The organism is Polaribacter litorisediminis, from assembly GCF_019968605.1.
GTDB classification, from domain to species: Bacteria; Bacteroidota; Bacteroidia; order Flavobacteriales; family Flavobacteriaceae; genus Polaribacter; species Polaribacter litorisediminis.
This window is the reverse complement of record NZ_CP082966.1, coordinates 1,936,134-1,950,772: the sequence shown is the minus strand read 5'-3', so window position 1 is coordinate 1,950,772 and position 14,639 is coordinate 1,936,134. Positions and strand designations below refer to the sequence as shown.

At 31.6% G+C, this 14,639-nt stretch carries 13 protein-coding genes; 3 read left to right on the top strand and 10 right to left on the bottom strand.

Annotated features, from left to right (window positions below; all coding sequences use genetic code 11):
• Positions 1–187: 187 nt before the first annotated feature.
• The 5 genes from K8354_RS08420 to K8354_RS08400 all read right to left on the bottom strand — a co-directional run bounded on the left by K8354_RS08420 (position 188) and on the right by K8354_RS08400 (position 7,065).
• A complete protein-coding gene (locus tag K8354_RS08420; RefSeq protein WP_223447200.1) occupies positions 188–637 on the bottom strand; it encodes a hypothetical protein in 450 nt (149 codons plus the stop codon).
• A 109-nt stretch (positions 638–746) separates the two neighbouring features.
• Entirely contained in the window at positions 747–1,739 is a 993-nt protein-coding gene (locus K8354_RS08415) for an aldo/keto reductase (protein WP_223447199.1), read from the bottom strand.
• Complete coding sequence (locus tag K8354_RS08410; RefSeq protein ID WP_223447197.1) at positions 1,736–2,989, bottom strand: MFS transporter; 1,254 nt, start codon at positions 2,987–2,989, stop codon at positions 1,736–1,738. Before K8354_RS08410 ends, K8354_RS08415 begins: the two co-directional genes overlap by 4 nt.
• A 123-nt stretch (positions 2,990–3,112) precedes the next feature.
• Positions 3,113–6,025: an FAD-binding and (Fe-S)-binding domain-containing protein gene (locus K8354_RS08405; RefSeq protein WP_223447195.1), complete on the bottom strand. Its 2,913-nt coding sequence runs from the start codon at positions 6,023–6,025 to the stop codon at positions 3,113–3,115.
• A gap of 173 nt (positions 6,026–6,198) precedes the next feature.
• Positions 6,199–7,065, bottom strand: a complete 867-nt coding sequence (locus K8354_RS08400; RefSeq protein ID WP_223447193.1) for a YkgJ family cysteine cluster protein — start codon at positions 7,063–7,065, stop codon at positions 6,199–6,201.
• A 246-nt stretch (positions 7,066–7,311) separates the two neighbouring features.
• On the opposite strand from K8354_RS08400, the gene K8354_RS08395 reads away from it, so the two are divergent.
• Complete coding sequence (locus tag K8354_RS08395) at positions 7,312–9,810, top strand: M14 family zinc carboxypeptidase (protein ID WP_223447191.1); 2,499 nt, start codon at positions 7,312–7,314, stop codon at positions 9,808–9,810.
• 292 nt (positions 9,811–10,102) lie between these two features.
• On the top strand, positions 10,103–10,261 hold the full coding sequence (locus tag K8354_RS08390; protein WP_076686390.1) for a YqaE/Pmp3 family membrane protein: 159 nt from the start codon (positions 10,103–10,105) through the stop codon (positions 10,259–10,261).
• A gap of 107 nt (positions 10,262–10,368) precedes the next feature.
• On the opposite strand, the gene K8354_RS08385 is transcribed toward K8354_RS08390, so the two are convergent.
• From K8354_RS08385 to K8354_RS08365, 5 genes are all read right to left on the bottom strand, one after another.
• Entirely contained in the window at positions 10,369–10,707 is a 339-nt protein-coding gene (locus K8354_RS08385; RefSeq protein ID WP_223447188.1) for a tRNA-binding protein, read from the bottom strand.
• A 3-nt stretch (positions 10,708–10,710) separates the two neighbouring features.
• Positions 10,711–11,175: an Mpo1 family 2-hydroxy fatty acid dioxygenase gene (locus K8354_RS08380; protein ID WP_223447186.1), complete on the bottom strand. Its 465-nt coding sequence runs from the start codon at positions 11,173–11,175 to the stop codon at positions 10,711–10,713.
• A gap of 150 nt (positions 11,176–11,325) precedes the next feature.
• Complete coding sequence (locus K8354_RS08375) at positions 11,326–12,006, bottom strand: tetratricopeptide repeat protein (RefSeq protein ID WP_223447184.1); 681 nt, start codon at positions 12,004–12,006, stop codon at positions 11,326–11,328.
• 578 nt (positions 12,007–12,584) lie between these two features.
• On the bottom strand, positions 12,585–13,310 hold the full coding sequence (locus K8354_RS08370; protein ID WP_367890424.1) for a transposase: 726 nt from the start codon (positions 13,308–13,310) through the stop codon (positions 12,585–12,587).
• 53 nt (positions 13,311–13,363) lie between these two features.
• A complete protein-coding gene (locus tag K8354_RS08365) occupies positions 13,364–13,582 on the bottom strand; it encodes a hypothetical protein (protein ID WP_223447182.1) in 219 nt (72 codons plus the stop codon).
• Positions 13,583–14,137: 555 nt separating this feature from the next.
• Here K8354_RS08365 and K8354_RS08360 point away from each other — a divergent pair.
• A complete protein-coding gene (locus K8354_RS08360) occupies positions 14,138–14,368 on the top strand; it encodes a hypothetical protein (RefSeq protein WP_223447180.1) in 231 nt (76 codons plus the stop codon).
• Positions 14,369–14,639: the final 271 nt, after the last annotated feature.

The window sequence follows — 14,639 nt, the reverse complement described above, 5'->3', positions numbered from 1 at the left end:
CTGATATTTATTTCTTGAAAGATGAGAACAATTCTGCATTGAAATGATTGCCATAGAATGCACTTTTTTTCTTTCTATTTCAACTTAAAAAGAAAATGGTCCAAAAACAAACTAATTTTATACGGCATTTTAAATGCCAATTGGTAATAGACGACTATTTACTATTTAATTCAAATAAGGTGTTTTTTTATACAACTGAAACAATCTTATCATGATTTTTGTAAAACTGCATGACAATAAAAGACCCAATAAATGAAGAAGCCATTCCTTCAATTAACAGTGTGATAAATATTTCTGCTAGCGATAAATCACCCCCAATTAAGAAGGAGTTATTCATGACTAGCAAAAAATTAGGGTTGATTAGTTCTATATATCCAATAACACCTATTATTGAAAAAATTACTGCTAGTACTGATGTCTGTAAACCCAAACCTAAATTTACAAGATAGTTGGTTTCTTTATGAATTTCGATGTTTCTTTTTATGACTTCACGAATACCAATGAGTACAAATAATAAATTTAAAAATCTTAGGTATGGATTTTCTTCCAAACCAAATAATGTCGAGAGTAGAAAGAAACCACCAATCATTAAAGTTATTAATACTGCATACTTAATAATTATTTTCTTTTGATTCATTTTGTTTAATTTAAATAGTTAAATATTAAACAAAAATAATTATTAATTTATTAAAAAGTCTTAAAAAAATCGTAAAACAATTAAATTCAGTGATTTACCTTTTGTAGTTTTAAACGTTGTTAATTGCGTGCAACTCATCAGAAGAAAAACTAGTGTTTTCAATTGCTTTAACACTGTCTAAAATCTGACTGGTTTTACTAGCTCCGATTAAAACAGAGGTAATTCTATCATCCTTTAAAATCCAAGAAATGGCCATTTGAGCTAAACTCTGATTTCTGTTTTTAGCAATTTCATTGAGTGCTTTAATTTTTGGAAGCATTTCTAAAACTTGATCTGTGTTTAAAAACGGACTATCCTTTACAGCTCTTGAATCTTTTGGTAAGCCATGGATATATTTATCGGTTAACATTCCCTGCGCCAACGGAGAAAAACAAATGGCACCAACTTGAGAATCACCTAATAAATCCAATAATCCATCTTCAATCCATCGATTAAATAAATTATAATTGGGTTGATGAATTAAACAAGATGTTCCTAAATCGTTTAAAATTTTAAAAGCGGCTGCAGCTCTTTCTGGTTGATAATTAGAAAGCCCCACATACAATGCTTTGCCTTGTTTTACCATTAAATCTAAAGTACCCATAGTTTCTTCTAAAGGTGTATCATAATCGGGTCTATGATGATAAAAAATATCTACATAATCTAAGCCCATTCTTTGTAAACTTTGATCTAAACTTGCTACTAAAAACTTTTTAGAACCCAAATCTCCATAAGGACCAGGCCACATTCCATAGCCAGCTTTTGATGAAATAATCAACTCATCTCTGTAATTCTTGAAATCTTTCTTCAGGATTTTTCCAAAGTTTTTTTCTGCAGATCCAGGAGGTGGACCATAATTATTGGCTAAGTCAAAATGGGTAATTCCATTATCAAATGCGCATTTCAATAAATTTCTAGCATTTTTGAAATTGTCATGATCTCCGAAGTTGTGCCATAAACCCAAGGAAAGCTCTGGCAATAATAAACCACTATTTCCAGTTCTTCTGTATTTCATTTTTTCGTAACGATTTTCATCCGCTACATACTTGTTTTTTTTGCTCATAATTTTGATATACTTTTTCTAAAACCTAAAGCAGCGAATAAACCCACTAAAGGAATAATTGTAAATATTGTAAATAAATTTTGATATTCTATAATTGTCGGGTGTTCTCCCAACATATAACCGTTAAATAAAGACATAAAGATGTCTGGAGTAAAACCAACTACAGATATAATTCCGACTAAAGTTCCTGTTAATTGAATGGGGGTTTTTGTTTCTTCCATAATTGCAAAATACAATCCCCTTAAAGAATAGGTTCCAAAAGCGATAAATAAAAAAGCAGCAAATGATAAAAATATAGGTTGATTTTCAAAAAGTCCGAAACCTAAAATAATGGAGACGAGTATTAATATAGAAAAACTTGGAACTAATAGCTTTGATGGTACAAATTTATCGGCAATCCAACCAATAAAAATAGCGGCAAAAGGTCTTATATATTGAATTGAAACTGCAAAATAAGTAGCTTCTTCCAAACTGAAGTTCCAAACATCTTTGGCATAAGTTCCATAAACTCCTGTTAATTTATACGAACAATAGGCACAAAAAATAATGAGGGAGTGATAGATAACCTTTTTTTGTTTCATCAAGGCAAATGCTTTCTTAAAATTGAATTGAAACTCTTTCCCAGATTCAAATTTTAGCTCTTCTTTTGGTAATACTTTCCAAACTAAAAATGCGACTAAAAATACAATAAATGTAATAGCGCCAATAATGTATTGTAACGTTTCTACTTTATTTTCAAAAGTAATTTCAACTCCTTTATCAGGGAAAAAGAAGGTTAATATTGCTGCTCCAAACAGCGCTATTGTGGCAGCAAAAAATCCTCTTCCACCATCTAATAAGCCAAAAGATAATCCTTGATTGTTTTTATTGCCCCATTGTCTAGTGGCTTTAATTAAAGAAGCCCAAAAGAATAAAATGGTAGAAACTCCCCAAAAAGCATACAGTAATTTTAATCCAAATATAGACGGAATCATGGTCATCCAAAAACCACCACAAGCCGTTAATAATAAAGAAAATGTTAATAATTTTCGAGGTTCAAATGTATCAGCAATAAATCCACCAAAAAAATACGATAGTACAGCTGTAATTCCGTATAAAGCCTGTGCTTCACCAATTTGAGCATCAGAAATCAAAAATACTTCCCTAATAACAGGTTTAAAAACACGCATCAAAATAAAGGGTAATAGAAAAATGGCTTCTCCTGCAATAATGAGCGCAAACATTGCTGTTACTTTTGATTGTTTTGGCAAACTAGAATGATTAGAGTTTAAATGTACGAAAAGAATAGTAATCAGTATTCAGTTTTCAGTCTCAGTTTTCAGTGAGCATTTTACTGCCAACTGAGACTGCCAACTGAGACTGCCAAATGAAAACTATTTCAAAGCTTCTTTTAAAATTGTAATCGGGTGTTTGGCAATACGTTTTGTGCCGTCAAAAATTTGATGTCTACAACTTGTTCCTGCTGCAGCTATTTCTGTATCAGCATGGTAATTTCTTACTTTAGGAAATAAAGTGTCTTCACCAACTTGCATACTTACGGCATAGTGTTCCTTTTCATACCCAAAACTGCCAGCCATTCCACAACAACCAGAGCTGATAATGGTTACCGAATAATTTTCAGGAATATTCAAAACCTGAAAACTGGAATGTGTGCCAGACAACGCTTTTTGATGACAATGCCCATGAATTTTAATATCTTTCTTTGCTGATGTAAATAATGATACATCAATATGTTCTTTTTCGATTTCTTTGGCTAAAAATTCTTCAAAAGTAAACGTATTTTTTGCTATGCTTTCTGCGGATGATTTATCATCTGCCAAACGAATATATTCATCTCTAAACGTTAAAATTGCTGAGGGTTCAACGCCAATTAATGGAGTTTTATCAGTAATTACATCTTTGAAAACAGCAATATTTTTGTTGCAAATTGCTTTTGCTTCTTTTAAAAATCCTTTAGAAATATGACTTCTTCCACTTTCATCATGCGCTATATTTTTAACTTCATATCCCAATTTTTCCAATAGAAAAACAGCATCTTTTCCAATTTCTGAATCGTAGTAATTTGTAAATTCATCTTTAAATAAATAGACAGTTCTTTGAGATTTCTCTACTGCGCTCGAAATGACATTTCGATTTTTAAACCAACTCTCTAAAGTTTCATTTGCCAGTTTAGGAACAGAACGTTCTACAGCCACTCCTAAAACTTTTTTTGCTAAAATTGAATTGGTAAAAAAGTTGGTAATCTTTGGCAATTTGCTACCTAGCTTATTGTATTTGGCATTATTTGCGAACATTTTATTTCTAAAAGAATAGCCATTTGTTTCTTGATATTGATATAAAAACTCAGCTTTCATGGTGGCAATATCTACATTGCTCGGGCATTCTGAAGCGCAGGCTTTGCAGCTTAAACACAAGTCGAAAACCTCTTTTAATTCTTTATGGTTAAACTTATTGGCTTCTTGAGAATTTGTTAAAAATTCACGCAAGGTGTTGGCTCTTGCTCTTGTGGTATCTTTCTCGTTTTTTGTAGCTCTGTAGCTTGGGCACATCGTTCCGCCCGCTTCTACAGGTTTTCTACAATCTCCAGAACCGTTACATTTTTCTGCTAATTTTAAAATTCCTTCGCTATCAGAAAAATCTTGAATCGTTTCAATTTCAGGTTCTTTTCTATCAACTTCATACCGTAGATTTTTATCCATAGAAAAAGCATCCGTAATTTTTCCTTGATTAAAGACATTATTCGGATCAAATGCTTTTTTAAGGCGTCTTAATAATTGGTAGTTTTGTTCGCCAATCATTAATGGAATAAATTCTGCGCGTACAATTCCGTCTCCATGCTCGCCAGAAAAAGAACCTTTATATTTTTTAACTAATTCTGCCGTGTCTGTGGTAATTTTTCTAAATAAAACGACGTCTTCTTTTTTCTTTAAGTTCAAAATAGGACGTAAATGCAATTCGCCAGCTCCTGCATGTGCATAATAAACAGCGCTTTGCTGATATGTATCCATTATTTTGGTAAACTCCTCTATATAATTTGGTAAATCTTCTAAAGCCACGGCAGTATCTTCGATGCAAGCCACTGCTTTTTTATCCCCAACCATATTCCCCAACAATCCCAAACCTGCTTTTCTTAAATAATGGACTTTTGCAATATCGGTTCCGTATACTTTTGGATGATGATATCCGAAGTTATTTTTCTTTAAATCAGTAATTAGGTTATCTGCTAAAATTTTTGCTTCTTCAATAGTGTTTGCAGAAACTTCTAACATTAAAACCGCTTCAGGATCTCCTTGTAAAAAGAACCTGTTTTTAGCGATTTCCCGATTATTTTTTGTGCAGTCTAAGATGGTCTTATCCATCAATTCACAATTGTATAAATTATGTTTCATCGCAGTAACAGTTGCTAATAAACTTTCGTTTATACTCTTAAAATGAGAGCAGACCATGATACTTTTTGTTGGTGGTACATCATCTAATTGTAAGGTGATGGAAGTAGAAAACGCCAAAGTTCCTTCACTTCCAGATAAAAATTTTGCCACGTTCAGGGTGGGTTCCGTGCCACCGAACAAATCTGAAGTTAAAAACTCATCAACGGCATAGCCTGTATTTCTTCTATGAATTGTTTCTTTTGGAAATTCTTTTTTTATTTCTTTTTGCGTAGATTTTGAAATAAGTTCAGAATAAATCGATTTATAAATCTGTCCTTCTAAAGTGTTTTCTTTTGTTTTAGCGATAAATTCTTTGGAGGTAATTTCTTTAAAAATGGCAGTGCTTCCATCGCTTAAAATAGCGTCAATCTCTAAAACTTTATCACGAGTAACCCCATATTTTATGGAGGTGCTGCCCGATGAATTGTTGCCAACCATTCCACCAATCATACATCGATTAGAAGTTGAGGTATTCGGACCAAAAAACAGTCCGTAGGGTTTCAGAAAATCGTTTAAAGAATCTCGAACAATCCCTGGTTGAAGGGTGATGGTTTTTGCTTGTTCATCAAAAGAAATGATTTCGGTAAAATGTTTTGAAACATCCACTACAATACCCTCGCCAACACACTGCCCCGCTAAAGAAGTACCTGCGGTTCTTGGTATTAAAGTGATGCTATTTTTTACAGCAAATTCAATTAAAATTTTAAGATCATTTTCATCCTTCGGAAAAGCAACTGCCAAGGGAATTTTTCTGTAGACCGATGCATCCGTTGCATACAACGTTTTGTGTAAATTATCAAAAAGTACATCACCAGAAAGTGAATTGTGTAAAGTCTCTAAAGTAGCAGTAGTTATCATCAAAAAATGTAAAAAATATCTTGTTTACAAATATCTGAATAAAAAAATCAATGAGAGAAAATAGCCTAAGAGTTTGTGAATTTTTATTGAATTGATAAAAATAGAATTGAAAATCTAAAATAAATGATCACAATTATTAAAACAACCTCTAATAGTTATTTTAAACTAAAAAATTATTCTTGGGCGCCATGGCTTTTTGCTATTTCAATCCAATGTTCAGCAATTCCTTTTGTGTCTGCTCCTAAACCTCTCGACAAATGCAAGGCAACTGCCATGATTAACACAGAAGCTTCATGAAGTTCTTGATCTGTTTTTAAAGCTCCAAATGTTTCTTGCGCTTTTAATTCAAGCAAATCATTGTGTTTTTGAGCAAAAGAAATAGGGTTGTTAATCTCTTCGGTTATTGCAGGTATCATTAAGCAATTGATCCATTCTTTTCCTATTTTTTTTGCTAAAATATCAGGAGTGTCGGTACTTAAAGTTCTCCATGCAGCCAAGGTTCTCGTTTCTCCAGATGCAGCTAAACCAGAATCTAACAATAACTCAAAAGCAATATCAGCAATGTTTTGCATCACCACTAAATAGGCATCTTGCGCCTTTTCGAATGGAGTTGTTTTTTGTCCTTTAAGATACTCGCTTACGCTTAATTTGGGTAATTTTAAAACTTCAGAACAGTCCGTTAAACACGGAAATTTATCCCCTTCATAAATATAGTGGGCTGTATCAAATTGAATTTGACGACCTAGTGGATATAAGCGACATGCTAATGGTCTGCCTTGATGAACGCTGCATCCAATAGAATCGTTATATTGACTGCAAGCTTTTTGTCCTTTTTTATCTTTTTTTCCGTCAAATCGAAGTTGAATACCACCAAAGTCGCAATACAAATCACGAAATTCTTTCGGCGTACTCTTTTTTTCTATACTTAGGTTTAATAACTCCCATGGATTTAACATGACAGCTTTTCCAAAACAGCAAGTTCCTGCTCGAGAGCAGGTAAGAGGCAATATACTTTCAGGACTCAATTTGGTTGTTTGCATGGATTTTTTCTGAGAAATTTTTGCGTTTTTTTTGAAATGTAAATATATTGCTTTTTTTAAGCTAAAGTAAAATTGAAAAAATTGAATTGATGTAGAGGTTTTATTGTTTGTATTCGTTTGTTGTAAGGATTTGCTGTGAGATTCTTGATTATAGGAAAACAATTTACTCAATTTAAATCAACTGTTAAAGTGTTAAAAAAATCTTTCTGTATGTTTATATTTGTAAAATACTAAACAATTTAATCCATGAAAAAAATATTCATAGTTTTCCTATTTTTATCCACGCTACTAAATGCACAAAAAAAAGTAGATTTATCTTATTATTTGCCAAAAAATGTCACGTACAATCAAAACATACCAACTCCGCAATCTGTCATCGGTCATGAAGTAGGCGAGTGGCATATTACACATGATAAATTAGTAGAGTATATGAAGGTTTTAGCGAAATCTTCGGATAGAATTACCCTAGAAAATAGAGGAAAAACCTATGAAGACAGGCCTTTACTTTTACTAACGATTTCATCGCCCGAAAATCATCAAAATATAGAAAATATTAGAAAAATTCATATTGATGGGACAAATGATGCTTCAGTAGATGTTGCTAACAATCCAATTGTGGTGTATCAAGGTTTTTCAATTCATGGAAATGAACCTAGTGGCTCTAATGCAGCTTTGGCAGTTGCCTATTATTTAGCGGCAGCACAAGGAAGTGAAATTGACGATTTGTTAAAAAACACGGTTATTTTGTTCGATCCTTCTTTCAATCCTGACGGGTTGCAGCGTTTTGCTTATTGGGCAAATACCAACAGAAGTAAAAACATCAATCCAGATCCTAATGATAGAGAGTATTCAGAGATTTGGCCTAGAGGAAGAACCAACCATTATCAGTTTGATATGAACCGAGATTGGTTGCCCGTGCAATTGCCAGAAAGTACGGCAAGAATTGCAAGTTTTCATAAATGGTTGCCGAACATTTTAACGGATCATCATGAAATGGGAAGCAATTCTAGCTTCTTTTTTCAACCTGGAATTCCGAGTAGAACAAATCCGTTAACACCACAAATGAATCAGGATTTAACGAGAGAAATAGGAACCTACCATGCAAAAGCTTTGGATAAAATAGGTTCTTTATACTATTCTGAAGAAAGTTTTGATGACTTTTATTATGGAAAAGGATCTACATTTCCAGACATTAATGGTGGTATTGGTATTTTGTTTGAGCAAGGAAGTTCTAGAGGACATGCACAGGAAACCATCAACGGAGTTTTAACCTTTCCTTATACGATTAGAAATCAGTTTACAGCAGCGTTGTCAACTTTAGAAGCGGCAAGAAAAATGCGTGTAAAAATTTTAAAATATCAGCAAGATTTTTACGAAGAAGCAAGAAATACGGGTAGTAAAAAGGCGATTGTTTTTGGTGATGAAAAAGATGGAGCCAAGAGTTTTCATTTAGCCGAAGTGATGAAAAAACAACAGATTAAAATCCATGAATTAAAGGCAGATTTTACAGAAAACGGAAAAACCTTTAAAAAAGGATATAGTTACGTGGTTCCTATGAATCAGAAAAATCAACGTTTGATAAAAGCGATGTTTGATGTGCGTAAAACCTTTAAAGATAGCTTGTTTTACGATGTATCGGCATGGACCTTTAATCATGCTTTTGGATTAGATTATGCTGAAAATATTTCACTTTCTAAGGCAGGAAATGAAATTACAGATCTAAAAATGAATGCCGGGAATGTTTCTTCTAAAAGCGAATATGGTTACCTAATGCCATGGAATGAATTTTATACGCCAAAAGCTTTAAACACAATTTTACAGAAAGGTTTGCGTGCAAAAGTTTCTATGAAAAACTTTACAAATGGCGGAACTGCTTATGAGTATGGTACGATCTTTATACCAGTTCAAAATCAAAAATTGAATGCAGAAGAAATGCACCAATTTTTAAATAAAGTGGTCACAGAAAGTCATGTTAAAATAATGGGTGTAAACACAGGTTTAAATGACGGAATTGATTTAGGTTCTAATAATTTTAGAAATATAACAAAACCAAAAGTAGCCATGTTAGTGGGCGATGGAGTTGCGGGTAACGATTCTGGAGAAATTTGGCATTTGTTAGATCAGCGTTTTGATATGGCAATATCACGTTTGGATACAAAAGATTTTAGAAGGATGGAAATTGCTAAATACACGCATATTGTAATACCGAGTAGTGGTTTAGAAAAATCTGCTGTAGAAAAATTAAAGACTTGGGTGCAAAATGGTGGAATCCTTATCGGTTACAAAAATACGGCACGATGGTTGTCTAGTAATAAAATGATGAACCTTGAGTTTGACAGCTCAAAATCAGATACAATTAAAGATGTTTCTTTTGAAGATCGTTCCTTACAATCGGGCGCGCAGGTTATTGGAGGTGCTATTTTTGAGGCGAAAGTTGATCGTTCTCACCCTATAAATTTTGGATATAAAAATGATAAAATTGCTTTATTTAGAAATTCTACCATGTTTGTAAAAGCAGATAAACGTAGTTATAATAATCCAATTCAGTATACTTCGAACCCTTTATTAAGTGGTTATATTTCTAAAGAAAATGCAAAAGTGATTAAAAATACGGTTCCTTTTAAAGTTCAAAGAATGGGTAGTGGTCGTGTAATTATTTTTACAGATAACACCAATTTTAGAGCCTTTTGGTTCGGAACCAATAAGTTGTTAATGAACGCTATTTTCTTTGGAGACCATATGTAGCTTTTTTAGTTGGTAGTTTTTCAGTCTTTAATTAGCAGTTTGTATTTTAAATAAACGCTTGTGATTCTTAATAAAATGTCACTTCGAGTGATTTTGATTTTTTTTCAAAATTGTATCGAGAAGTTTTAAATTATCTATTTTTTTTTAGAAATAAGGAGATAATAAAATAAGAGTTTACTTTTAAAAATGTTTTACCACAAATTCACTAATTTTTAATGCGTGAATTTGTGGTTTTTTGTTGTAACAAAATTAAGGATGAAACGTCTCATTTGTATAACTAACTAAATTATAAATGAGTTTTTTCAGAGTATTATTCGCCATTATTTTTCCTCCTTTATCAGTTATAGACAAAGGTTGTGGCTCTTTCTTTATTATTTTTTTGCTAACGCTTTGCGGATGGATTCCTGGCGTTATTGGAGCTTTAGTGATTTTGAATAATCCTAAGAACTAATCAATTTCGTTTTTGCGAATCAAACTTTTTTTGTTTGGTGAAACAATCTTTATAAATGTTTAGCGAATTGTAACTAAAAGATTACTTAACTATGGTTCGTAATGACTTTAAGAAACTTGCTCTCCATTTTTAATCTTTTTTGAAGCTTTTAACAAAACCACATTTCCATTCGTATTATAAACTCCCAAAACTAAACATTCACTCATAAAGTTGGCAATTTGTCTCGGTTTAAAATTAACAATAGCACTCACTTGTTTATGCAATAAGGCTTCTTTGGTATACAAATCAGTAATTTGTGCGCTCGATTTTTTGATACCCAAAGCGCCAAAATCAATTTTTAATTGATAAGCAGGTTTTCTGGCTTTTGGGAAATCGTTGACTTCAATAATTGTTCCGATTCTGATATCAACTTTTAAAAAATCTTCGAAGGTTATTGCTGTTTTCATCTGTTATTTCTTCTTTCCTAATTTCTGAATCACCCAAAGCGGACCAATCAATAAAAATTCTAAATCTTTTAAAAATGATGGTTTTGCACCTTCTATTTTATGGCCGTAAAATTGCCCGATCCAACCTAAAACAAAAATAGTAATAGCCCCATATAATAAGTTTATTTGATTGCCTAACCAAAAATTACCAATGACGCAAAGTAGTATTACAAAGAGCATTTCAATAAAATACCAAAAGCCTAATTTTAGATAAAATAATGAAATAATAACGCCTACAATTACGGCCCAATTTTCTAATAATGGATTGTGTAATTTAAAAGTATTTTCTAGAAGAGTAGCAGGTATGCTCATCAGTAAGCCAATAACACTAAAGAAAATTATGGGCACACAAATGTAATGAATGATTTGGTTGGTTTTATTTTGATGACTTTCAGCGTATTCATCAAAGTATTCTTTGGCGGTATTCATGGTTTTTATTTAAGTTCTAAAGATAGCGTAATTTATAAAAAAGATATAGTAGAGAAAAACTGTTATCAGAATTGGTTTTCTTTGTTTTTGACCTAAATAGAAATATTATAATTATTTTAATACTCATCTAATCATGGCTAAAAGGATCCATTATTTAGAGGTTAATTTTTTATAGGCTTTTTTTGAATTCCTTTTTTCAGGATTTATATCTAGGGCTTTTCGGTAATATTTTATAGCATTTAGTGTGTCTTTTTGAGCAAGGTAAGCATCACCCAAACTATCATAAACATTAGAGCTTTCTGGATATAAAATAGTGTTTATTTTTAAAACTTCAATGGCGGCATTATACTCCTTATTTCTAATAAAGGTGTACCCTAAACTGTTTAATCTATTTTCTTTGATATATGGATTTAAGGAATCTTCTTTCTGAATATTTATAAACCCTGCCAAAGCCTTGTTATATTCTTTTGCTCTAAAATGTTCGTCTGGGGTTTTTTTACCTTTTTCCATTTTTTCAAAATGATATAATATTCCATCATGTTCTGTTTTTGGAGCGAGTTCAATATGCATTTTAGGTTGACTTACAAACACAATTTTTTCGTTTAAGGCTTTCATGTAAAAAGAACTGTCATTTACTTTTAACAATTCTAAGGCATCATTTCCGCGCCATTTTGCAAGCATAATACTTTCCTTAAAGTAGATTTCTAAGACTTCATTGGCATTAAATAAATAACGACCAGAGGTTGCAGTCATAAACGTTTCAGAATTTTTTTGTGAGGTACAACTAGTTAGGATTAAAATTAGTAAAAGTGCTGTTGCTCGAATCTTCATAGTTTGTTATTCTTAAAGTTAGTCCTATTTTAGACCATAAATTTAGTGTTTTTGTTACAGAAAATTTTCATTCAGCATAAACTATTTCATTTTATAAAGGTTTAAGAACCAACTATGATTGATAAATGTATTATATTTTAATATGTGTTTTTTACAGACTGCAGTTCATCAATAATAGATTAAGAAATCTTTGATGAGGTAATAGAATTTTGTAATACTAGCAAATAACCCAACATTTTACGAGTAGTTGTAAGTGATTTGATTAAAGATATTATTCCCAAATAAACAAAAGATAGAATAATGCTATTTTAGAAAAATAATGCCCGAATAAATCGTTTCTTTTTGCTTGTTTTGTTAAAAAAAATTACTTTTTTACGACCATGTTAATTCTTTTTAATCGAAAAGAATTCCTCGATGCTCTGCGTCGGGGTTTCCGTTGAAATTGTCATTCCCGTGAAAACGGGAATCTAAATAATAGAATTTTGGTTTTTGACCTTTTTAGGTCAAAATGAAACGAGCGAAACCTGCCTGTATTCTATGATTAAACCAGCCAAGAAATGTTAAAGTTATCAACAATTTTAAGCAGCATATTTCATGGTGTCTATATAAGGCTCTTTTCTATTAACAACCGCGAATATTCTTGATACTAATTTGTTTCTTATTATATTTATTGTACTCATTTTATTCTTTCCTTCTGCTACTCTTTTTTCATAGTAAATTCTCATTTCAGCATTATGTTGGATACTTGTTTTTGCACACAAATCAAGAAGACTTTTTATTTTTTTATTTGCCAGATTACTCACTTTAGTTTTACCTCTTATACTAGTTCCAGATTGATTTTGAAATGGAGCAATACCAGAATAAGATGCAAATTTTCGATGGTTTTTGAACTTAGTAAAGTTAGCTGTGTATGCTATCATAAACAGAGCTGTCTGAGATCCGATACCTTTAATGGATGTTATTAGCTTATAATTATTTAGCATGCTTTGGTTACTCTTTAAAACATCCATCATTTCATGTTCTACTTCTTGAATTTGTTTAGTCAAGTAGCTAATCATTTTCTGCTGAGTGGATAGGAGTGTTTTATTATCTTTTTTAACAAGCACACGCTTTTGTTCTTTAAGCGAAGCTTTAAAACCAGCTCTTTGCTTTACTAACCTCTGGCGGAGAGAAAGAAGGTGCTTAAGGCTTTGTTCTTCCTTACACGAAAGCTTTGTAGGTGTAATCTCATCTCTCATTCGATAAGCATATTTTGCTATCTTTTTTGCATCTGCTTTATCGCTTTTACCTCTTGTCATTCCCATTGATTGTTTAATTTCAAGACCTGGAACTAGAAAAAAAGGAATGTGTTTTGATGCTAAATAAACGGATAAAAACCATCAGAGTAAAGTCCAGTGTGTTCAAACACAAAAATGATGTTCTCTTTTGGTAACTCAGAATTCTTGTAAGTCCAATCAACCAATTTTTTGTAGCCTTTTTTGTCATTTTGAAATTCACTTTCAATTTGACTGGAATGGATTCTTGCATCGAAAGTTAATTTGCTCATGTCGATGCCAACTGTGTCTTTAATATTCATAATTTTATAAAGTTTAAAATGGTTACCTTGACTAACACCTTTATAAGGTAAATTCTAGTATTCTATTTGGTCCTTGTAACCTGGTTAATAAAGAACGAGGACTAATACAGGCAATAGGTCATTAATCTAGCCGACAGAAAAGTTCACCCCGTTCTTTTTTATGTATTTAGTTATCAACAAAATTAGAGTTATTAACAAAGAAAAAAAGAAGCAAAAAAAGAAAGATCAATTCAATTATGATTTTTTTTAAGTTAATATTTTTGTTTTACAAATCTAAAGGCCGGCAGGCAGGTACCTCTATGGCTCTGCCTCGAGGATAGTTCGTTTCAAGAAATTCTTTATTTTCAATGAATCAAAAAATAATTCAATTTAATTATAGGATATCCTAAACTTAATTTTGTGTTGATAGTAGCTTAAAAAAGTGTTTGAATTTTAGAGGTGCATAAGATTAGAAATGAATAGATCAGGAGAAATACTTTCTTTACAAATGTTATAATTTGTTAAATTTTATTTTGTTTACTATTTATTAGTTATCTTTAATCAAAATAAAATATTATGAAACTTACAGCATACACATACATCGGAATTACCACTGTCTTATTATTCTTATTTGTAATTACTTCTGCCATGAATTTTTCTTTTGGTTGGATTTTTTATACTTCCATTATTGGTCAAATCGCGATCGTTTTTATGGTGTATAAAGTCTTAATAGACCGATACCATACGAACAAAACTTTTAAAGATTTTTATGAAGATTGCCCTGTAAGAGAAGAAAATTATAGATAATAGTTTATGTATGATAGTATCTTTTGATAGTATTAATTGAATAAACACATTCGTTTTTCAAAAATTTTCAAAGTCCGTTATTTAGAAGTGTAATTTAATATTTTTCTAAAATATAATTGTACCTTGAAGTTGTTAGTTCAAGTAATACTGCTTTTTTAGTTGAATTAACTATAAAGCTATTAAAAAAACCGAACTTGCTTATCAGCAATCGAGTCAATGTTATTTTAGAGTGCATCACCCCAAATTAAAATACTCTTTATTTTTTTGTAAA

Excerpts from the sequence above, each read along its gene's own strand:
- K8354_RS08420 (WP_223447200.1), bottom strand. The coding sequence starts at position 637 with ATGAATCAAAAGAAAATAATTATTAAGTATGCAGTATTAATAACTTTA.
- K8354_RS08375 (WP_223447184.1), bottom strand. The coding sequence starts at position 12,006 with ATGAAGATTCGAGCAACAGCACTTTTACTAATTTTAATCCTAACTAGT.
- K8354_RS08370 (WP_367890424.1), bottom strand. The coding sequence starts at position 13,310 with ATGGGAATGACAAGAGGTAAAAGCGATAAAGCAGATGCAAAAAAGATA.
- K8354_RS08395 (WP_223447191.1), top strand. The coding sequence starts at position 7,312 with ATGAAAAAAATATTCATAGTTTTCCTATTTTTATCCACGCTACTAAAT.
- K8354_RS08360 (WP_223447180.1), top strand. The coding sequence starts at position 14,138 with ATGAAACTTACAGCATACACATACATCGGAATTACCACTGTCTTATTA.
- K8354_RS08380 (WP_223447186.1), bottom strand. The coding sequence starts at position 11,175 with ATGAATACCGCCAAAGAATACTTTGATGAATACGCTGAAAGTCATCAA.
- K8354_RS08365 (WP_223447182.1), bottom strand. The coding sequence starts at position 13,582 with ATGAATATTAAAGACACAGTTGGCATCGACATGAGCAAATTAACTTTC.
- K8354_RS08400 (WP_223447193.1), bottom strand. The coding sequence starts at position 7,065 with ATGCAAACAACCAAATTGAGTCCTGAAAGTATATTGCCTCTTACCTGC.
- K8354_RS08390 (WP_076686390.1), top strand. The coding sequence starts at position 10,103 with ATGAGTTTTTTCAGAGTATTATTCGCCATTATTTTTCCTCCTTTATCA.
- K8354_RS08385 (WP_223447188.1), bottom strand. The coding sequence starts at position 10,707 with ATGAAAACAGCAATAACCTTCGAAGATTTTTTAAAAGTTGATATCAGA.
- K8354_RS08415 (WP_223447199.1), bottom strand. The coding sequence starts at position 1,739 with ATGAGCAAAAAAAACAAGTATGTAGCGGATGAAAATCGTTACGAAAAA.
- K8354_RS08405 (WP_223447195.1), bottom strand. The coding sequence starts at position 6,025 with ATGATAACTACTGCTACTTTAGAGACTTTACACAATTCACTTTCTGGT.